The organism is Microbulbifer hainanensis (assembly GCF_014904735.1).
GTDB classification, from domain to species: domain Bacteria; phylum Pseudomonadota; class Gammaproteobacteria; order Pseudomonadales; family Cellvibrionaceae; genus Microbulbifer; species Microbulbifer hainanensis.
On sequence record NZ_JACZCR010000034.1, the window covers coordinates 12,570 to 31,906 of the forward strand.

Below are 19,337 nucleotides of genomic sequence, written 5' to 3' on the forward strand. Positions count from 1 at the left end.
GAAGTGCAATCTTTAAAAATAAAGAGCGATAGGTGATATAACTATGAAAAAGATACTTGGAAACGCGTTGGTGATGATGGCTTTGGCAACTTCTTGCAGCGTATTTGCGCAGAATAATGAGTTGACATCAGAGGAGAAGGCGGAGGGCTGGGAGCTGCTTTTTGACGGCCACGATATGAGCAAGTGGCGGAATTTTAAGAAGGACGGCTTGAGCGAGAAGTGGCAGGCAATAAATGGAGAAATGGTGCTCGCTGGTGCCGATGGTGGCGATATCTTGACCAAGAAAAAATATACCAACTTCGACCTGAAGTTAGAGTGGAAGATATCCAAGGCGGGCAATAGCGGTATTTTCGTTTTGGCCGATGAGCTGGGTGATAAAATTTACTCCAATGCGATCGAGGTTCAGATTCTCGATAACGAGCGGCATCCAGATAATAAGCTGACTTCCCATCTCTCCGGTTCAATCTACGATATCGTCGCTTCTCCCGCTTCTTCACATAAGCCTGCAGGTGAGTGGAACCAGGTACGTATATACCTTAACGAGCGCCATTTGAAGGTCTGGCAGAATGGCGAAAAGACCGCAGAAATCACTGTCGGCAGTGATGAATGGAATGAATTGGTGTCGCGTAGCAAATTTAGTACGTGGGAAGGATTTGCCAAGGCTGAAGGGGGTTACATTGGACTTCAGGATCACGGCAATAGAGTCGCGTTCAGAAATATCAAAATAAAAGAAATATAATGCGAGGTGTCCACGTATGAACGATTTCGATTATGAAGTTATTGTCGTCGGCTCGGGTGCCGGCGGCGCTATGGCGGCCTATACGCTGACAAAAAAAGGCCATAAGGTTTTGATGCTCGAAGCCGGCCGGGATTACGATCCGAAGAAAGAGTCGCCGATGTTCAAGCGTAATGGCGAGGCGCCACTTATGGGGGCGGGGAACGTTGACAAGGACTTCGGCTTTTATGACGCGACCGTTGACGGTGGTTGGACAGTGCCGAATGAGCCCTACACCAAGGCGGAGGGCACGGAGTTTTACTGGTGGCGAGCGCGTATGCTCGGCGGCAGAACCAACCACTGGGGACGTTATTCGCTGCGTTTCAGCGAGCACGATTTTAAGGGAAAGTCTCGGGATGGCCTGGGCGCGGATTGGCCAATTGAATACAAGGATATCGCCTCTTGGTACGATAAGACGGAAGAAATTGTCGGTATATGCGGCGTCAATACTGGGCTCGATGATATGCCCGATGCCTCAGAGGGGATTTTGCAGCCACCACCCAAGCCGCGTGTTCCGGAGTTGCTCGTGGCTGCGGCAGCAAAGAAATTGGGTATCCCCGCAGTTCCAATGCGCAGGGCGGTATTGACGCGGGCGAAGGATCAGCGCGCGGCATGCTTTTATGCAACGCCCTGCGGGCACGGCTGTTCGATCGGTGCCGCCTTTCAAACGACAACTTCCTTGATTCCTATGGCGAAGAAGACCGGTCGCCTGCAGGTAGTCACTGATGCGATGGTTAAAGAAGTGAACGTAGATGACAGGGGTAAGGTCACAGCGGTTACTTACATCGATAAGAAAACCAAGGAAGCTCACACGCTGCAAGCCCGTGTCATTATTTTGGCGGCCAGCGCCTGTGAGTCCGCACGGATTTTGTTGAATTCCAAGAGCGAGCGTCACCCGAATGGTTTGGCCAACTCCAGTGGTCAGGTCGGTCGCAATCTCATGGATTCTACCGGCGTAAATCTGGGCGCCATGATTCCCGGCCTGCAGGGGCGGCCCAAGTATAACGAAGACGGACACACAGCCAACCACCTGTTTATCCCCTGGTGGGGCCATAAAATGCAGGAAAAGGGTGAGCTGGATTTTCCGCGAGGTTACCACTTTGAAATTGGTAGCGGCTTCCATCAGCCGGGTGCCGGGGTTTCCGGTGACCTCGATGGTTATGGGAAGTCGCTAAAGGATATTGCGAAGCGCGCTTATGGCTCCTACGTCGGACTGTCATTGCGTGGTGAAATGCTGCCCAATGAACACTCCTACATGGAAATTGACGAAGAGGTCAAGGATGCATGGGGCATTCCAGTGGCGAAGTTTCACTGGAAGTGGTCCGAACATGAACTGAAGCAAGTTGAGCACGGCCTGAACACGGCGAAGGCAATCCTGGAAGCCATGGGTGCCAAGTTCACTGATTCGTTGCCAAAAGCGGAGGATGCCATATCCAAGGGCGGTGAGATCATCCATGAAGTTGGTAGTACGCGAATGGGGGATTCTCCGGAAGACTCGGTAACCAATCAATGGGGGCAGACGTGGGATTGTGAAAACCTGTTTGTCATGGATGCAGGTGTATTTGCGTCCAACCCCCATAAAAACTGTACCTTGACCATAATGACGTTGGCCATGAGAAATTCTTCCTGGTTGGCCGAACAGCTCAAGCAAGGAGTTCTTTGAAATGACTTCTAATAGCGATAATTCGATGGATGAGAAGCCCTATAAAACGACGCTGACACGCAGGGAATCTTTGAAGTGGCTGGGGCTTCTTTCTGCCGCTGTCGCAGTTCCTGCCGTCATCTCATTGTCCGGCGGAAAGACGGTAGCTGAAACCGGCAAGGCGCATTGGCCGAAGCTGTCGCTGCCGCAAGTTACCGGTAAGGGCTATGGCAAGGATCCCAACCTGATAGTGCCCCCTGAGGCGCCTTGGCCGTTAACGTTGGAACAGCAGGAGCTGAATACGATCGCGGTACTTTCCGACATCATTGTACCGCGAGAGGGAAATGTTCCGTCTGCAAGCGAGGTTAAGGTACCCGATGTCGTGAATGAGTGGGTCAGTGCACCTTATGCGCGGCAGCAAGCCGATCGCCTGGAAGTTCTGAGTCTCGTTGTCTGGTTGGAAGACGAAGCCAAACTTCGCTACGACGCTGGTTTCCGTGCGATAACCAATATGGAAAGGCTCTCGATTATCGACGATATTGCCTATAAAAAAGCTTACTACACCGAAGAGTATTCAAAGCCGGCCGAGGCGTTTTCCCGGTTGCGATCGTTGGTGCTGTCCGCTTTCTTCTGCACATCCGAAGGTACGAAGGACATTGGCTACATGGGTAACGTGCCCATCGCCGGTGATTATCCTGGGCCCACAAAAGAAGCGATGCAGCATTTAAACGGCTTGCTGGATCAGCTCGGCTTGTCGTTGTCTATTGCGTAAATCTGCTATTTATTTCTCTCCCATTACCCGGCTGACCGCTATTCGCAGTGAATAGCTGGGATGCCGGTTTTTTTATCCGGCTTTGTTCTCCCGGGGCGATCGGGCCACAAAAAAGGCGAGCTTTAAAGCTCGCCTTTTTCGTTTTGCCTGTTGCTTCCGGTCGGCGACCGAAGTTATTCCATGTAGCTCTCCACCGGTGGGCAGGAGCAGATCAGGTTGCGGTCGCCGTAGACGTTGTCGATACGGTTGGACGCCGGCCACACCTTGTGCGCTTTCAGCCAGGGTGCGGGACGTGCGGCGACTTCGCGGGAGTAGGCGTGAGCCCACTCGTCGACCATGACGTCGTCCTGGGTGTGCGGCGCATTGTGCAGCGGATTGTCCTCGGCGCTGTATTTGCCATTGATCACGTCTTCCACTTCCTGGCGGATGGTGACCATGGCCATGACAAAGCGGTCCAGCTCTTCCTGCGATTCACTCTCGGTAGGCTCGATCATCAGCGTGCCGGCTACCGGGAACGACATGGTGGGCGCGTGGAAGCCGAAATCCATCAGGCGCTTGGCGATGTCTTCCTCAGTGATGCCGCTGGCCTCCTTGAGCGGGCGCAGGTCCACCAGACACTCGTGGGCGACGAAGCCATTGGTGCCGGTGTACAGCAGCGGGTAGTGCTCGCTGAGTTTCTTGGCGACGTAGTTGGCGTTCAGGATGGCCATCTCGGTGGCCTGCTTCATGCCCTGTTTGCCCATCATGCGGATATACATCCAGCTGATCGGCAGGATGCTGGCGGAGCCCCAGGGTGCCGCGGAGATGGTGCCATTGACCGGATCGGTTTCCGGTACCCCGGTCACCGGGTGACCGGCCAGGAACGGCTTCAGGTGCTCGCCGACCGCGATCGGGCCCATGCCCGGGCCGCCGCCACCGTGCGGGATACAGAAGGTCTTGTGCAGGTTCAGGTGCGATACGTCGCCGCCGAACTGGCCCGGCGCAGCGACGCCGATCAGTGCGTTCATGTTGGCGCCATCGATATACACCTGGCCGCCGGCCTGGTGTACCAGGTCGCAGATTTCGCGGATACCTTCCTCGAACACGCCGTGGGTGGACGGGTAGGTGACCATCAGCGCGGCGATACGGTCGCCGTGCTCTTCGATCTTGGCCTTCAGGTCGCCGATATCGACGTTGCCCTTGTTGTCACAGGCAACCACGACCACTTTCATGGAGACCATCATCGCCGACGCCGGGTTGGTGCCGTGGGCAGAGGCGGGAATCAGGCAGATATCGCGCTGGGTTTCGCCCTTGGCCGCGAGGTATTTCTTGATTGCGATCAGGCCGGCGTACTCGCCCTGGGAGCCGGCATTGGGCTGCAGGCTGACGGCGTCGTAACCGGTACAGGCGGCCAGCATCTGCTGCAGCTGCTCGAACATCGCCGCGTAGCCTTCGGCCTGATCGGCGGGGGCGAAGGGGTGCAGTTTGCCGAATTCCGGCCAGGTCACCGGGATCATTTCCGCGGTGGCGTTCAGCTTCATGGTGCAGGAGCCGAGCGGAATCATCGAGTGGTTCAGCGCGATGTCCTTGGACTCCAGGGTCTTCAGGTAGCGCAGCATCTCGGTTTCGGAGTGGTAGGTATTGAACACCGGGTGCGTCAGGAATTCGCTGCTGCGCACCAGGGAAGCCGGTACGCCCTGCGGGCCCTTGGCGGCAATTTCGCTGTCCAGCGCATGCAGGTCGACGCCGTGCTCGGTGCCGGCAAAGGCGTTCAGGAGTTCGGCCACATCCTGCAGGGAAGTGGTTTCGTTCAGGCTGACACCCAGGGCATCGTTGCCCACTTTGCGCAGGTTGATTTCCGCAGCCAGGGCGCGCTGGTAGATCTCTTCCTGCTTGCCGGCAGCGGCGACGGTCAGAGTGTCGAACCAGCTGTCGTGGGTCAGGCTGAAGCCTTTCTTTTCCAGTCCGGCGGCGAGGATATCGGTCAGGCGCTGGATGCGCGCGGCGATGGTCTTCAGGCCCTCGGGACCGTGATAGATCGCGTAGAAGGCGCTCATCACCGCCAGCAGTACCTGGGAGGTACAGATGTTGGAGTTGGCCTTTTCGCGGCGGATGTGCTGCTCGCGGGTCTGCATGGCCATGCGCAGCGCGCGCTTGCCCTTGCTGTCCACGGAGACTCCGATGATACGGCCCGGCGCGGAGCGCTTGTAGGCTTCGCGGAAGGCGAAGAAACCGGCGTGCGGACCGCCGTAACCCATCGGGATGCCGAAGCGCTGGTTGCAGCCGACCACGACGTCCGCACCCATGTCACCCGGAGCCTTCAGGGCTACCAGGCTCATCAGATCGGCGGCGACGGTCACCAGGCCGTTGGCCTCGTGCACTTTGGCGATGATATCGGTCAGGTCGCGGACTACGCCGGTGGAACCCGGGTACTGCAGCAGGGCGCCGAACAGTTCGGCCGGCATTTGCTCCGGGTTGCCGACGACTACTTCAAAACCGAAGTGTTCGGCGCGGGTTTTGACCACGGCGATGGTCTGCGGGTGGCAGTCGGCGTCGACAAAGAACACATTGGACTTGTTGCGTTTCACCTGGCGCTTGCACATGGCCATGGCTTCGGCCGCCGCCGTGCCCTCGTCCAGCATGGAGGCATTGGCCAGTTCCATACCAGTGAGATCCATGATCATCTGCTGGAAGTTCAGCAGGCCTTCCAGGCGGCCCTGGGCGATTTCCGGCTGGTACGGGGTGTAGGCGGTGTACCAGCCCGGGTTTTCCAGCACATTGCGCAGAATGACGTTGGGCGTAATCGTGTCGTGATAGCCCATGCCGATGAAGGTGCGGTAGATCTTGTTGCGCCCGGCCAGGGATTTCAGCTCCGCCAGCGCTTCCTGCTCATTGACCGCATCGGCCAGATCCAGCTCGTCCTCTTTACGGATCGATGCGGGTACCGTCTTTTCGATCAGCTCGTCGATGCTGGATACGCCAAGGGCCTCCAGCATCGCCTGTACCTGGACTGGGTCCGGGCCGATATGACGGTGGATAAAAGCATCGTGTTGTTCCAACTGCTGAAGGGTTGGCTGGGTCATAAACTTCGTTCCTGTAATCGCAGGGAGTCGTCGCTGGAGGTGCGCCCGCGGTTAAAAATAGCACCGGCGTTACTCTGCCGGGTATTTGCCCTTTCCCTGCCGGCGCCTCGCCGCACCTTATGGGGATTCCGCGACGGGGCAATACAGGAAGGGAGGTGGGCTGCAGCAACCGGAAATGCGGCGCTGGGCCCGGTGAGTCGGCGCGCATCTTAGCAATCGCAAGCGAAACGGGCAATCCGCCGGATTTTCGCGTTAATTGTGCTATTTAATGTCGCTAACTGTGAAATATATCCTGTAAATCGGTCATTGGCGTAATTTTATACTAGTCCGCCCGCTCACTGTCCGCAGCTGACCGGACTTTCGACCATACTCGGTGGCATCGAGCCTAGTTGGAAGTGCCGGCGGAAGCCGGTGACCGGGAGATAGAGATAGTCGGCGCATACGTCTTAAAGTGCCCGCAGTGAGCGAGTCCTCTTCGCCCGTCCCGACAGGTCGTGGCACTCGCCGCCACCGAAACGATAAAAGTATTGTCGCCCGGGGTTCCCGGCTCGTCGCGCCCGCCATTCCACTGTGCATTCCCACTGATAGCGCAGCCTTAGCTGTGTTCGGTCCGCACCGGCAAGCATTCGCCCAATAGAACCCGCTTGGGAGGTGGCACCGTGAGTGTGGTCGGTTCGACAAACGGGCACATCGGATACCAGCGCGGCTAATGCGGAAACTGGAGTTGCAAGGGAAATGCAGTTTCACAGTCTCAGGTTCAAGACCAGCATTTTTTCGCTATTGCTGATAGCGGCGATTTGCCTCTTTTTTATCCTGCTGGGTAACGGCAACCTGCAATCCCTGCTGAAAAAAAATCGCGAGAACCGCTACCTCAGTTACCAGTATCAGGTGGCGGCCCTGCTCAATCAGTCGCGCGAAGAGCTGATTCAGCTCACTGATTTGATTGTACTGTGGCGCAACGGCACTTCCGCCGACCCGCAAATCCTGCGCGGGCTGTTCGACCGGCAGTGGGATTACCTGGAGGCCAATTGGGGATTGGAGTCGCTGAAACTGTATACCAGTGCAACACAGCCGCCGATCTTCTGGGGGGCGACCACGCGCAGGCTGACCCCGGAACAGGTCCGCGAGGTGATCATCAGCGGTCAGCCGCTGACGCGTGTGCATTGCAGTCGCACCTGCGTGCAGAGTCTGGCGGTGTCGGTGATTGCCGGAAACAGCAGGGATTATGTACTGCAGCTGGATCGCTCTCTGGCCGATGAGCTACTCAGCTTTCACGAGATTACCGGGTCAGATATCGGCATTCTATCCGGTCGTCACCGCGGCCCCGCCTTTCATGCCAGCAGTTTCCTGGAAGAGTGGAACCGGGATGTCATCGCGCTGACCTCCGAGGAAAAGTTGATGCCGCTGTTGCGCCAGCTCGCGGCCGATCAGCTGCTGCTGCCGGGCCTGCATTTCGCCGAGACTTACCAGTTCGGGCGGAAGCATTTCGATATCAAAACCCTGCCGGTCAGCGTTGGCGATGAGGCGGGAGCACAATTCATCATCGTCGACGATGTCTCCGACCAGGTTGAGCATATCGGCGATTCACTGAGGCTGCTGTTACTGTGTTCGGCCTTGGGGGCAGCTATTTTTATCGGTGCCCTCACTGCACTGTTGTGGCGGCCGATCTTCCGGCTGAAGCGCCTGGCGGCGGCCCTGCCACTGTTGAGTGATGGCCAGTTCGATGCAGCCCGCAGCCTGATACGCCCGATATCCAAGCCCAGAAGCCACTACGACGAGATCGATGTGCTGGACTCTACCGGCCTGGCGGTCTGCGATCAGCTCGAGTTGATGCAGGAAATGGTTTCGCAGAACACTGCCAGGCTGGAGCGGATCGCCATGTACGATACGCTGACCGGACTCGCCAATCGGCACAATCTCGTCGAAGCGCTGAAAAAGTACCTGCGCGATAACTCTGCCGGGGAAGGGACGGCTTACCTGTTTTTTGTGGATCTGGACGATTTCAAACAGGTCAATGATTCTCTCGGCCATCAGCGCGGTGACGACCTGCTGCGCGTGGTCGCCCAGCGGCTGGTCAGCGTCATGCGCTTTGGCGATATTGTGGCCCGCCTCGGTGGTGACGAGTTCTGTGTGCTCGTGCGCTCTATTGCCGGCGGTGGGACTTATCGCACCTTGGCGGAAAAAATGTTGAGCATTGTTGCGGAGCCGGTTCGCATCGGCGATGAACTGGTGCAGGTGACCCTGAGTATCGGCGTGGTTGCCATTCCGGAGCACGGTCAGACACTGGAAAGCATACTGCAGAAGGCGGATATTGCGATGTATCACGCCAAGTATCACGGCAAAAATAGTTACCAGCTGTATTCGACCGAGTTGTCCGGTATTGAACAGATTGCCTCGGCGCACGCGGAGCGAGGCAAGCAGGACATGATAGTCCATACCGACCAGCGTGTTTGACACTGATTCCCACCCGAGCCTGGCATCATCTCCCCCGCACTGCGCCTTATTGGTCTATTTTTAACGATACCCGCTGTGGTTTTTCAGGCTGTCACCGCGGGAAAAATAAGGATAAAAGGAAATGCTGGAAGCCGGCAGGGATTGCGGAATTTATTCACGATGGCGCAACGAATCTATATCGGCAGTGATCAACTGTTAGTCAGTTACCTCTGTAATTTGCTCGAGGAAGCCGGCATACCGGCGCTGATGCAAAAGTCCGTGGTCGACGTACCACAGGAAGACTGCGGGCCTCTGGCCTGGTACTCGGAATTGTGGATCATGCAGGATCGCCAGCTCCCCGGTGCGCAGCTACTGGTGGCGAAGATACTCAGCGGCGATGGCGTCGAGGTTCCGGACCTGGCCGTGGTGCATCACCTGGCTGCTCCCCTTTCCCCGACTTCTGTCCCACCCTCGAAAATCGCCTGAGCGACTGGCCCCAAGCGAAAGTTTCCAGCGGTACCCGTCAATTATTTGACCGTTTACCGGTCAAGAAAGGGTCGCAGATAGCGTTCCAGCTGCTGCCGCAGCGGTTCATCCGCGCTGATTCCCATTTTTTCCAATCGCGAGCGATCCAGTCGGCAATTGTGCGGGCGGGGTTCGCCATATTGCGGTGACTGGTCGCCGCTAAGGTGATCCGCGGGAAGGTCGCAGGCTTCGGCCACCAGTTTTGCCAGCCCGTAGCGGGTACAGGCAGTACTGGCGCTCCAGTGATAGATCCCGCTGAATTCTTCTCCCGCAGCGATTTTCGCCGCGCTCTGCTCCAGTACCGCGGCAATGTCTTCGGTACTGGTCGGGTAGCGGATGGCCCAGTCGTCGAGCGAGGTTGGAACCCGGTTGCGCACAGTGTCCAGCAGGGCAGTTACGCCGGATTCGCCGAGTTCCAGCACCGGGCCGAACAGCCAGGGCACGCGAAGTACCCAGTGATTGCCGTTGGCGAGTACTGCATTTTCACCGGCCAGTTTGCTGCGGCCGTAAAAATTGATCGGGTTGGTGGTGTCGTCGACGGAGTAGGGTGGCGCGCTGCCATCGAACACGTAATCAGTGGAGATATAGGCGAGCTGTGCTCCGCTGTCGTTGCAAAGCCGGGCCAGCTGCGCGCTGCTATCGACGTTCAGTGCCCAGGCGGCATCCGGCTGTTCGGCACAACGATCTGGCCAGCGCTCGGCGGCACAGTGAATCACCAGTTGTGGCCGCAATTCCTGGAGCTGTCCACGCACTTGTCCAAAATCGGTCAGGTCCAGTTGCCGCAGTTCATTCCCTGCGCGGGAAAAGGCAGTCCCGGTAACGTCAAACGCGGGGTTGGCGGTGAGTCGTTTGAACAGGCTGCGACCGAGCAGGCCCGAGGCGCCGGTTATCAGAATATTCAAGATTGCTTCATCCTGTTTTAGGGGGCCAAAACAACAGAGGCGAACCCCCTGGTCCGCCCCTGTGCCTGTCTCGCGCTGTGCCGGAAACCCGGCCCCGCTTACATCTGTTCCAGGACTTCGATACCCAGCAAATCGAGTCCGCTGGCAATGGTGCGGGCTACCAGGTCGCACAGTTGCAGACGGCTTTGCTTCTGTACCTCGGAGACGCCTTCCTTCAGCACCGGGCAGGCTTCGTAGAAGGCCATATAGGCGCTGGCCAGATCGTACAGGTAAGCACACAGTACGTGCGGGAAGGTATCTTTGGCCACCTGGTCGATTACTTCACCGAACTGGCACAGCTTGATTGCCAGCGCGCGCTCCTCGGCGGTCTCGAGGTGGATCTCGCCCTTCAGTTCGGAGGGCTCGACTCCGGCGCGGCGGAAAATACTGCGTACGCGGGTGTAGGCGTACTGCAGGTAGGGAGCGGTGTTGCCCTCGAAGCTCAGCATCGCGTTCCAGTTGAACGCGTAATCGTTGGTGCGGGTCTTGCTCAGGTCGGCGTATTTGACCGCGCCGATACCGACCACGCGGCCGATTTCCGCACACTCCTCCGCGCTGAGGTCCGGATTTTTCGCCGCCACCAGTTTCTGCGCGCGCTCCACCGCTTCATCCAGCAGCGCGGCCAGTTTCACGGTGCCGCCGGTGCGGGTTTTGAACGGCTTGCCGTCGTCGCCCATCATGGTGCCGAAGGCGCAGTGCTCCAGGGTCACTGAATTGTCGACAAAGCCCGCCTTGCGCGACGCGGTAAAGGCTTGCTGCAGGTGCAGTGACTGGCGCGCGTCGACGACGTAGAGCAGGCGATCGGCTTTCAGCTTGTTGGCGCGGTAGCGGATCGCGGCCAGGTCGGTGGTGGCGTAGAGGTAACCACCGCCCTGTTTCTGGATGATCATCGGGCTGGGGTTGCCCTCTTTGTCGGCCATCTCCTCGAGGAACACCACCACGGCGCCCTGGTCTTTGACCGCGATGCCGCGGTCGAGCAGTTCCTTGACCAGCACCGGCAGATCGTCGTTGTACTGGCTTTCGCCGTAGACGTCACTGCGCTTCAGGGTGACGTTGAGCTTCTCGTAGATCTCCTCGCTGTGGCTGATGGAGATATCGATAAACTGCTGCCACAGTTTCAGGCAGTCGGCGTCGCCGCCCTGCAGTTTTACTACATATTCGCGGGCGCGGTCGGCGAAACCCTCCTCCTCGTCGAAGCGCACCTTGGCCTCGCGGTAGAATTTCTCCAGGTCCGCCAGTGCCACCTCGGCGTCGTTGTTGGCCAGCTTGTCGGACAGGTGTGCCAGCAGCATGCCGAACTGGGTGCCCCAGTCGCCCATATGGTTCTGGCGGATCACGGTGTGGCCCTGGAACTCCAGCAGGCGCGCCAGCGCGTCGCCGATGATCGTGGAGCGCAGGTGACCGACGTGCATCTCCTTGGCCAGGTTGGGGTGGGAGTAGTCGATGACAATGGTCTGCGGCTCCGCCACCGGTTCGATGTTCAGGCGCGGATCCGCCTCGGCGGCGGCCAGGTTCGCAGACAGCCACTGCTCACTCAGGTGGATGTTCAGGAAGCCGGGCCCGGCAATCTCTACCTTCTCGATCATATCGCCGCGATCCAGGTGCTCGAGGATCTTGGTTGCCAGCTCGCGCGGGTTGGTACCCATGCGCTTGGCCGCCCCCATGGCGCCATTGGCCTGGTAGTCGCCGAAGCCCGCTTTCTTGGCCGGAGCCACAATCGGGCCGCAGTCTGCGGGAATGCCGGCTGCGAGCATGGCGGCCTGGAACTTGTCGGTGAGGAGCTGGCGAATATTCATAGGTGGGGGTTACTGCTGCTGTGTTCTTGGGTTCTGGTTCTTGGGTTCTATAGGAATACTAGGAACGCGGGATTTTAAAGGGCGGTGGCGGCTTTGCAAGGCCGCTCCTGCCGGGGGGATGCCGGCGCACTGGCGCTCCGCGCCGTTATCCGCGGGCGCCGGACGCCCTGAAGACAGTTTACGCCGGTTGGCCGCTGCGTGGCGATGTCCGGTTGCGGCGGCTGCGGGTGTTATGATGCGTCCAGGATAAAGGGGAGGGAAATTTTGAGCGCAACGACACTCTACTGGCACGATTACGAGACCTGGGGTACGGATCCCGGGGCGGACAAGCCATCCCAGTTTGCAGGCATCCGCACCGACGAGGACCTGAATATCGTCGGCGAGCCGCTGATGGTCTATTGCCGCCCCGCCAGCGACTGCCTGCCCCAGCCCATGGCCAGCCTGGTCACCGGCATCAGCCCCCAGCGCGCGCTGGCCGAAGGTATCCCCGAGTTCGAGTTTATCCAGAAAATACTGGGCGAGCTGGGTGCCCCGGGCACCTGCGGCGTCGGCTACAACAGCCTGCGCTTCGATGACGAAGTGACCCGCCACACGCTCTACCGCAACCTGTTCGATCCCTACGAGCGCGAATGGCGCTCAGGCAACAGCCGCTGGGACATCATCGATATGGTGCGACTGACCTACGCGCTGCGTCCCCAGGGCATCCAGTGGCCAAAGCGGGAAACCGCCAATGGGGAGAGCGTGCCGTCTTTCCGCCTGGAGGAGCTGACCGCGGCCAACGGCATTGCCCACGAGGGTGCCCACGACGCGCTCTCCGATGTGCGCGCCACTATCGAGATGGCGCGCCTGATCCGCACCCGCCAGCCGAAACTCTACGATTACGTTTATCGCCTGCGCCGCAAGCAGGAGGCGGCCAAGCTGATCGACCTGCGCAGCCGCAAGCCACTGCTGCATATTTCCGGCAAGGTGCCGGCCAGCCAGGGGCACCTGACCTATGTATTGCCGCTGGCAATGCACCCGGTAAACCGCAATGCGGTCATCGTCGCCAACCTGGCAATGGACCCGGAACCGATCCTGAGCCTGGATGCCGACGCGCTGCGCGAGCGCCTGTATACGGGCCGCGACAAGCTTGGCGAGGGCGAATTACCCGCGGGGCTCAAGCTGGTGCACCTGAACAAGTGCCCGGTGCTGGCGCCGGCCAACATGCTCGACGACGCCCGCGCCGCCGAACTGGGCATCGACAAGGCCGCCTGCGAGGCCCACTGGCAGCGGTTGCGGGACCTGGACCTGACCCAGAAACTGCACCGGGTATTTCTCGATAGCGAATTCCCGCCGCGGGATGTGGAGGCGAGCCTCTACGACGGTTTCCTCAACGACGCCGACCGCGACCTGTGCCGCGACCTGCAGCGCGCGGTGGCCGAGCGCGGTCCCGAGGCGCTGGCGGGCCAGGTACCGTTTGCCGACAAGCGCCTGCCGGAACTGCTGTTCCGCCTGCGCGCGCGTAACTTCCCCGAGACGCTGTCGGCGGAAGAGCAGCAGCGCTGGCAGGAGTGGCGCTACCGCCGCCTGACGGATCCGCAGGCCGGCGCCAGCATCACGCTGGAGCCCTATTTTGAGGAAATCGCCGCGCTGCGCGCGCAGTATCCAGACAAGTCGGCGCTGCTCGACCAGCTGGAGGCCTGGGGCGACGGGTTGCTGGCCTAATTGCTGGCAGAGGATGCCGAGCTTGGATGCGAAGGTGCCGTTACCGGGAGCCGCTTGCGAAACGATTGCCGATCAGGCTGTTGAGCAAGCTGATCCCGGTAGCGGCGCCGCCCCGGACACGCCCAGTACTGGTACTGGGCTGCTAGGCGACCGGCCAAAGTAGCGCGGTATCCGATGCAGGCTGCGAGTGCGGAGCCCTACCGGCTTGGCCCGCGCCCGAGTAGAATGCCCCCGGCAAAAACTGGCGCCCACAAGGCGCAAACAACGGAGCACCAATGGACTTTATCGGAGCCAATATCCTTTCCGTCAGTCAGTTCGAACGCGGCGATATCGACCGCATTTTCCAGGTGGCGGACACCATGGGGCCCTTTGCGCGGCGTGAAAAAGTCACTCGCGTATTGGAAGGCGCCATCCTCGGCAATATGTTCCTCGAACCCAGCACCCGCACGCGCCTGAGCTTCGGCGCTGCCTTCAACCTGCTCGGCGGCACCGTGCGCGAAACTGTGGGAATCTCGGCCAGTGCGATGGCCAAGGGCGAGTCCCTGTACGACACCGCGCGGGTGCTGTCGGGCTACAGCGACGTGATCTGCATGCGCCACCCACAGGAGGGCTCGGTGGCCGAATTCGCCGCGGCCAGCCGGGTACCGGTGGTCAACGGCGGTGACGGCGCCAACGAGCACCCGACCCAGGCGCTGCTCGACCTCTATACCATCCGCAAGGAACTGGAAGGCCACGGCCGCACGCTGGACGACTTCCGCATCGCCATGATCGGCGACCTCAAGCACGGTCGCACCGTACACTCCCTGTGCAAACTGCTGTGCCTGTTCGGCAAGGTGCAGATCGTTCTGGTCTCGCCGCCGGAGCTGGCCATGCCGGAAGCCGTGGTGGAGAAACTGCGCGCCGCCGGCCACGATGTCACCATCTCCGACCAACTGGAAACGTCCATCTCCCAGGTGGACATCGTCTATTCCACCCGTATCCAGGAGGAGCGCTTCGCCTCCCAGGAAGAGGCCAACCTCTATCGCGGCCGCTTCCGCCTGAACCGGGAAATCTTCACCCGTCACGCCCAGCCGAACACGGTGATCATGCATCCGCTGCCGCGGGACTCCCGCGCCGAAGCCAACGAGCTGGATACCGACCTGAACGAGCACCCGAGCCTCGCCATCTTCCGTCAGACCGACAACGGCCTGCTGGTGCGCATGGCGCTGTTTGCGCTGTTACTGGGGGTGGAAGACAAGGTGGATCAATATTCCCACGAGGTCCGCTGGCACGTTCGTCGCAATCCGGTATAACGACCGGCTCCAGTCCGCCACACACGCGGGTTATTTCTGATAACCTGCTGTTGTTCCCCATCCAGGATCGGAGCCATGCTGAAACGGATTTCAGATAAAGGGCGCAGGGCGGCCAGGATCGCCGCGCTGCTGCTTTTGGGACTGGCTGCGCTTGTCTGCGCGCAGCCGTCGCCGCAACCCCATGTGGCGCAGCTTTCCATTCAGGGGGCCATTGGCCCGGCCACTACCGATTACCTGGATCGGGCCATGGCGGATGCCCAGGCAGCCGGCGCCCGACTGGTGATTATCCATATGGATACCCCCGGCGGTCTCGACGCCGCCACCCGTGACATCATCCAGCACATCCTCGCTTCCGATATTCCCGTCGCGACTTATGTCTATCCGTCCGGTGCCCGTGCTGCCAGCGCCGGGACCTATATCCTCTATGCCAGCCACATTGCCGCCATGGCACCGGCGACGACGCTCGGTGCGGCGACCCCGGTGCAGATAGGCGGCATGCCGGGACCGGGCGAATCGCCGCAGAAGCCACCGGACAAAAGCGGAAGCGGCGACAGCGATGGAGACAAACCAAAAGCCGAAAGCGATTCCGGGCAGTCCGGCACGGCCATGGAACGCAAGATGACCAATGATGCTGTGGCTTTTATCCGCGGCCTGGCCAAGCGCTATGGGCGCAACGCCGACTGGGCGGAAAAGGCAGTGCGCGAGGCGGCCACGCTGACCGCGGACGAAGCGCTGCAGCAGAACGTCATAGACCTGGTGGCGAAGAACAACGAAGACCTGTTGCGGCAGGTGGCCGGGCGCAAGGTGGAGCTGGAATCCGGCGCCGTGACGCTGCCCGCGGATCTCGCCGATTTGTCAGTGCGCACCTATGAACCGGATTGGCGCAGCAAAATACTGGCCCTGATCACCAATCCCCAGGTGGCCTATATTCTGTTGTTGATTGGTATTTACGGTCTCATCTTCGAAGGCTACAGCCCGGGTGCGATGGTGCCCGGAATCGTCGGCATTATCTGCCTGCTGCTGGCGTTTTACGCGCTGCAGGTGCTGCCGATCAACTACGCTGGACTGGCGCTGATTATCGTCGGCGCGCTGCTGATCGTGGCGGAGCTGTTCGTTCCCAGCTTTGGTGCTCTCGGTATTGGCGGCGTGATCGCGCTGGTGATCGGTTCGGTCATGTTGATCGACAGCGACGTGCCGGGCATGCAGATATCGCGAGGATTGATCGGTGCCATTGCCGGTGTCAGCGGCCTGGGGCTGCTCGGGCTGCTGTGGGCGGTGGGGCGCAGCCTGCGCAAACCGCGCCTCGCCATCAACAAGGCGATGGTGGGGCACACGGCAGTGGTCATCGAATTGCAGGGCGACGATGTACTGGTGCATCTGGGCGGCGAGATCTGGCAGGCCCGCTGTGACAGTCCCGTGCAGCCCGGCGACCGGGTAACAGTGGTTGCCCAGGACGGTCTGGCCCTGCAGGTGGAACCGGAATCCAATATGAAACAGCACACCTGAGGAGACGAACAATGATCAGTTACTTTACCGGGCTGCTGCTGGCGGCCATCGCATTGCTGATAATGTATGCGCTGCGCATCCTGCGCGAGTACGAGCGGGCGGTGGTGTTTTTTCTAGGTCGCTTTCAGGCGGTCAAGGGACCGGGGCTGATCATTATCATTCCGGTGATCCAGACGATGGAGCGGGTGGACCTGCGCACGGTGGTGATGGATGTCCCCTCCCAGGACGTCATCAGCCGCGACAATGTCTCCGTCAAGGTCAACGCCGTCGTCTACTACCGGGTGATCGATCCGCAGTCAGCGATCATCAATGTAGAGCACTACAACGAGGCGGTCAGCCAGCTGGCCCAGACCACCCTGCGCTCGGTGCTGGGCAAGCACGAACTGGATGAGATGCTGTCGGAGCGGGATAAACTCAATGTGGACCTGCAGAAGATTCTCGATGAGCAGACCGATGCCTGGGGCGTGAAAGTGACCAATGTCGAGATCAAACACATTGATCTCGACGAGAGCATGATCCGCGCCATTGCCAAGCAGGCCGAGGCCGAGCGCGCCCGGCGCGCCAAGGTGATCCACGCCGAGGGCGAGGCCCAGGCGGCGAGCAAACTGACCGAGGCTGCCGACCAACTGTCGAAGAATTCCAACTCGATTACGCTGCGCTATATGCAGACGCTGATCGATATCGCCGGCGAGAAAAACTCCACCATCGTCTTTCCACTACCGCTGGATTTGATCCAGCCGATTATGCAAAAAGTGGTCGGGGAAAAACCCTAGGGGAGCCCGCTGTCGATGGAGTTCGACCTGGAGCAGTTCAACAAATCGTTCCTGTTGCTGCTGGTACTGCTCAACCCTTTTATCCTCAGCGTTTACCTGCTCGACCTGATTCGCGGACTGGAAATGCGCGTGTTTTCCGGCCTGCTGCTGCGCGCCTTCCTGATCAGCCTGTCCGTATTCCTGCTGTTTGCCTGGTTCGGCGAGGTCATTTTTGACGATGTGCTGCAGGTGCGCTTCCTCGCGTTCCTGATCTTCGGGGGTATTACTTTCCTGATTATCGGCATACGCCTGACGCTCGGCGTGGGATCTCCGATCCAGAGCATCAACCTGCACTCGCAGGAAGTGGCCGGTGCCATCGCTATGCCGTTTATTGTGGGGCCCGGCACCATCAGTGCCAGCGTACTGGCCGGCAGCCGCCTGGGTGCTGCCGGTGGATCCGCCGCGATTACCCTGGCGATGGGGGTGGCCCTCTTCTCCCTGATTGTGCTGAAAGTCCTCTACGACTGGGTACAGACCCGGCACGAGCGCTACGTGCGTAAATATATCGAAGTGGCGGGGCGCATCACGGCGCTGTTCACCGGCTCTTTTGCGGTGGATATGATCCTCAAAGGCGTGGAGCGCTGGCTGGCGGTGTTGAATACTTGACCCGGAGCTTGCCGGGATCGTGGCGGATGTCCGCCATGCTCCCGGTTCAACTGGCTCAATTGGCTCAATTGGCTCTAGTGTGCTCGACTTGCAGCCCGAACATCCCCGTCCGGGTGATCAGGCTTCGTCAAACAGTTTACCCAGCAGGCTGCGGGTGGAATCGTCCCAGTCCTCCGGCGCCACCTGACCGATGGCCTCGTGAACCCGTGCACCGAGCAGTTTGCCCAGTTCAACGCCCCACTGATCGAAGGGGTTGATGCCGAGCAGGCAGCCGCCGACAAATACTTTGTGTTCATACAGCGCCAACAGGGCGCCGAGATGGCGCGGGTCGAGCCTTTCGACAATCAGGGTATTGCTGGGGCGGTTGCCGGGAACCACCTTGTGCGGCGCCAGAGCGTGCACTTCCCGGTGGGTGTGTCCCTGCTGCTCGAGCTCCTGACGGGCCTCGTGCAGGGTTTTGCCGCGCAGCAGTGCCTGGCTCTGGCTGAGGCAGCAGGCCAGCAGCCAGCGGTGCTGTTCGACCAGTGGTGAGGTCGGTTCCTTGATCGCGATAAAGTCCGCGGGAATCAGGTCGGTACCCTGGTGCAATAACTGGTGAAAGGAGTGCTGGCCGTTGCTGCCTTCCGTACCCCAGATAACGCTGCCGGTGGGGTAATCGACTGGGTGGCCTTCGCGACTGACACTCTTGCCGAGGCTTTCCATATCCAGCTGCTGTAACCAGGCCGGGAATTTTGCCAGGCGCTGCGCATACGGCAGTACTACCTGGCTTCCCGTTCCCCAGCACTGCCGGTACCAGAAATGAATAAGGGCCATCAGCACCGGTAGGTTTTCGCTCAGTGGCGCACTGGCAAAGTGACGGTCCATGTCGTGCGCGCCGGCGAGCAGTTGCGCGTAGGTCTCGTAACCGCAGGCCAGTGCTATCGGCAGGCCGATGGCCGACCACAGGGAGTAGCGGCCACCCACCCAGTTCCACATCGGGAAGATGTTTTCCGCGGCGATGCCGAAATCCTGTGCGGCGACAATGTTGCTGCTCACCGCGGCAAAGTGCTGGGCCAGCTGTTTTTCACCGCAGCCGGCGTCCAGCATCCACTGCCGCGCGGACAGCGCATTCTGGCGGGTCTCCAGTGTGGAGAAAGACTTGGAGGCGACGATAAACAATGTATTGGCCGCCGGCAGGCCGGCGAGTGTGTCGCTCAGGTCGGCGCCATCGATATTGGCGACAAAATGGGTCGATAGTCCCTCGCAGTGCCAGGGGCGCAGTGCTTCGACCACCATGCGCGGGCCCAGGTCGGAGCCGCCGATGCCGATATTAACGATGTGCCGGATCGGTTCGCCGGTGAAGCCGCGCCAGCTGCCGCTGTGCACGCTCTCAGTAAAGCGACGCATCTGCTCGCGGCATTCGGCCACGGCTTCCTCGTGTTCCGTTTGTGGTTTGCCCTGGAAGCGCAGTGCGGTGTGCAGGGCGGGGCGG

14 protein-coding genes are annotated in these 19,337 nt (G+C 60.0%); 10 read left to right on the forward strand and 4 right to left on the reverse strand.

The genetic code is table 11. The features are described from left to right. Nucleotides 1-43: 43 nt before the first annotated feature. Genes IG168_RS14585 through IG168_RS14595 form a run of 3 tightly spaced genes read left to right on the forward strand, consistent with a single transcriptional unit; the run spans nt 44 to nt 3,189 of the window. Nucleotides 44-739, forward strand: a complete 696-nt coding sequence (locus IG168_RS14585; protein ID WP_193165153.1) for a 3-keto-disaccharide hydrolase — start codon at nt 44-46, stop codon at nt 737-739. A gap of 16 nt (nt 740-755) precedes the next feature. Beyond that, the gene (locus IG168_RS14590) at nt 756-2,438 is read left to right on the forward strand and encodes a GMC family oxidoreductase (protein WP_193165154.1); all 1,683 of its coding nucleotides are present in this window, start codon (nt 756-758) and stop codon (nt 2,436-2,438) included. A 1-nt stretch (nt 2,439) separates the two neighbouring features. Next, nucleotides 2,440-3,189 (forward strand): gluconate 2-dehydrogenase subunit 3 family protein, encoded by a 750-nt coding sequence (locus IG168_RS14595; RefSeq protein ID WP_193165155.1) that lies wholly within the window; start codon nt 2,440-2,442, stop codon nt 3,187-3,189. Nucleotides 3,190-3,362: 173 nt separating this feature from the next. Here IG168_RS14595 and gcvP read toward each other — a convergent pair whose 3' ends face one another. Continuing rightward, nucleotides 3,363-6,251 (reverse strand): aminomethyl-transferring glycine dehydrogenase, encoded by a 2,889-nt coding sequence (gcvP, locus tag IG168_RS14600; RefSeq protein WP_193165156.1) that lies wholly within the window; start codon nt 6,249-6,251, stop codon nt 3,363-3,365. A 735-nt stretch (nt 6,252-6,986) separates the two neighbouring features. Between gcvP and IG168_RS14605 the strand changes: the two genes are divergently transcribed. Further along, nucleotides 6,987-8,705, forward strand: a complete 1,719-nt coding sequence (locus tag IG168_RS14605; RefSeq protein WP_193165157.1) for a GGDEF domain-containing protein — start codon at nt 6,987-6,989, stop codon at nt 8,703-8,705. A gap of 159 nt (nt 8,706-8,864) precedes the next feature. Beyond that, nucleotides 8,865-9,170, forward strand: coding sequence for a hypothetical protein (locus IG168_RS14610; RefSeq protein ID WP_193165158.1), 306 nt, complete (start codon nt 8,865-8,867; stop codon nt 9,168-9,170). Nucleotides 9,171-9,223: 53 nt separating this feature from the next. Here the strand turns inward: IG168_RS14610 and IG168_RS14615 are convergent, their stop codons facing one another. Both IG168_RS14615 and argS read right to left on the reverse strand, forming a co-directional pair. Next, nucleotides 9,224-10,111 carry a dTDP-4-dehydrorhamnose reductase family protein gene (locus tag IG168_RS14615; protein WP_193165159.1) on the reverse strand — a complete coding sequence of 296 codons (888 nt, stop codon included), beginning with the start codon at nt 10,109-10,111 and terminating at the stop codon, nt 9,224-9,226. Between the two features lie 98 nt (nt 10,112-10,209). Next, on the reverse strand, nt 10,210-11,946 hold the full coding sequence (gene argS, locus IG168_RS14620; RefSeq protein WP_193165160.1) for an arginine--tRNA ligase: 1,737 nt from the start codon (nt 11,944-11,946) through the stop codon (nt 10,210-10,212). Nucleotides 11,947-12,210: 264 nt separating this feature from the next. Here argS and sbcB point away from each other — a divergent pair, with 264 nt between their 5' ends. The 5 genes from sbcB (at nt 12,211) to IG168_RS14645 (ending at nt 17,866) form a co-directional block, all read left to right on the forward strand. Beyond that, entirely contained in the window at nt 12,211-13,650 is a 1,440-nt protein-coding gene (gene sbcB, locus IG168_RS14625; RefSeq protein ID WP_226877006.1) for an exodeoxyribonuclease I, read from the forward strand. Nucleotides 13,651-13,925: 275 nt separating this feature from the next. Then, a complete protein-coding gene (locus IG168_RS14630) occupies nt 13,926-14,942 on the forward strand; it encodes an aspartate carbamoyltransferase (protein WP_193165161.1) in 1,017 nt (338 codons plus the stop codon). 75 nt (nt 14,943-15,017) lie between these two features. Next, the gene (locus tag IG168_RS14635) at nt 15,018-16,448 is read left to right on the forward strand and encodes an NfeD family protein (protein ID WP_193165162.1); all 1,431 of its coding nucleotides are present in this window, start codon (nt 15,018-15,020) and stop codon (nt 16,446-16,448) included. A gap of 11 nt (nt 16,449-16,459) precedes the next feature. Further along, nucleotides 16,460-17,221: a slipin family protein gene (locus tag IG168_RS14640; RefSeq protein WP_193165163.1), complete on the forward strand. Its 762-nt coding sequence runs from the start codon at nt 16,460-16,462 to the stop codon at nt 17,219-17,221. 15 nt (nt 17,222-17,236) lie between these two features. Next, a complete protein-coding gene (locus tag IG168_RS14645; RefSeq protein ID WP_193165164.1) occupies nt 17,237-17,866 on the forward strand; it encodes a MarC family protein in 630 nt (209 codons plus the stop codon). Between the two features lie 117 nt (nt 17,867-17,983). On the opposite strand, the gene pgi is transcribed toward IG168_RS14645, so the two are convergent. Beyond that, nucleotides 17,984-19,337: glucose-6-phosphate isomerase (gene pgi / locus IG168_RS14650; protein WP_193165165.1), on the reverse strand; the 1,354-nt coding region annotated here is incomplete at its 5' end.

Excerpts from the sequence above, each read along its gene's own strand:
- IG168_RS14605 (WP_193165157.1), top strand. The coding sequence starts at position 6,987 with ATGCAGTTTCACAGTCTCAGGTTCAAGACCAGCATTTTTTCGCTATTG.
- IG168_RS14640 (WP_193165163.1), top strand. The coding sequence starts at position 16,460 with ATGATCAGTTACTTTACCGGGCTGCTGCTGGCGGCCATCGCATTGCTG.
- IG168_RS14595 (WP_193165155.1), top strand. The coding sequence starts at position 2,440 with ATGACTTCTAATAGCGATAATTCGATGGATGAGAAGCCCTATAAAACG.
- IG168_RS14590 (WP_193165154.1), top strand. The coding sequence starts at position 756 with ATGAACGATTTCGATTATGAAGTTATTGTCGTCGGCTCGGGTGCCGGC.
- IG168_RS14630 (WP_193165161.1), top strand. The coding sequence starts at position 13,926 with ATGGACTTTATCGGAGCCAATATCCTTTCCGTCAGTCAGTTCGAACGC.
- IG168_RS14645 (WP_193165164.1), top strand. The coding sequence starts at position 17,237 with ATGGAGTTCGACCTGGAGCAGTTCAACAAATCGTTCCTGTTGCTGCTG.
- argS (WP_193165160.1), bottom strand. The coding sequence starts at position 11,946 with ATGAATATTCGCCAGCTCCTCACCGACAAGTTCCAGGCCGCCATGCTC.
- IG168_RS14635 (WP_193165162.1), top strand. The coding sequence starts at position 15,018 with ATGCTGAAACGGATTTCAGATAAAGGGCGCAGGGCGGCCAGGATCGCC.
- gcvP (WP_193165156.1), bottom strand. The coding sequence starts at position 6,251 with ATGACCCAGCCAACCCTTCAGCAGTTGGAACAACACGATGCTTTTATC.
- IG168_RS14610 (WP_193165158.1), top strand. The coding sequence starts at position 8,865 with ATGGCGCAACGAATCTATATCGGCAGTGATCAACTGTTAGTCAGTTAC.
- IG168_RS14585 (WP_193165153.1), top strand. The coding sequence starts at position 44 with ATGAAAAAGATACTTGGAAACGCGTTGGTGATGATGGCTTTGGCAACT.